The organism is Psychrobacter sp. 1Y4, from assembly GCF_051847555.1.
Genome location: NZ_JBPYDE010000744.1, coordinates 1 through 630, shown reverse-complemented (window position 1 = coordinate 630; position 630 = coordinate 1). Strand labels below are relative to the sequence as shown.

Here is a 630-nt window from a genome sequence, read left to right as displayed (position 1 = left end):
AGTGATAAAGCTGAGCAGTTATAAATCTCTATATAATTTATCATTGCCCATGCTCTAACATAGCTCATTTACTCAAAGTGATTGTCATCAGAATCATTGTTAAAAAATCGTGATAAATATGATGAGCGCCACATTAAAAAATTAGACTGTCTGCGATAATATGTGCCAGCACAATGTATCAAAATCCATGCCTCTAGCTTTGGCTGCCATCGGCACCAAACTATGGCTGGTCATACCGGGCACGGTATTGATCTCAAGCAACCAAAAATTCCCTGCTTCATCTTGCATGGCATCGATACGTCCCCAGCCTTTTGCATCTACTGCACGGAATGCCGCAAGACTTAAATCTTGCAGATGCTTCTCATCAGCAGCGCTCAATCCGCAAGGAATATAGTAGCTGGTATCGTTACGATTGTACTTGGCTTCAAAGTCATAGAAGTTTGTGATATCAGCAGGCTCAAGTCGAATGACAGGATAAGCTTCGTCATCGATAATCACAATCGTAAACTCACGACCTGTGATCCAGCGCTCAGCCATCACGGCATCACCACACTGTACTGCTGTGGCATAGGCAGCAGGTAACTCATCAAGATGGTTGACCTTGGTCATACCAATACTTGAACCTTCATG

General features: G+C 43.2%; 1 protein-coding gene. It reads right to left on the bottom strand.

The window, feature by feature from the left end; all coding sequences use genetic code 11:
- Positions 1 to 141: 141 nt before the first annotated feature.
- On the bottom strand, positions 142 to 630 hold a 489-nt coding region (locus tag ACS8FC_RS18650; protein ID WP_459112986.1), incomplete at its 5' end, for a D-alanine--D-alanine ligase.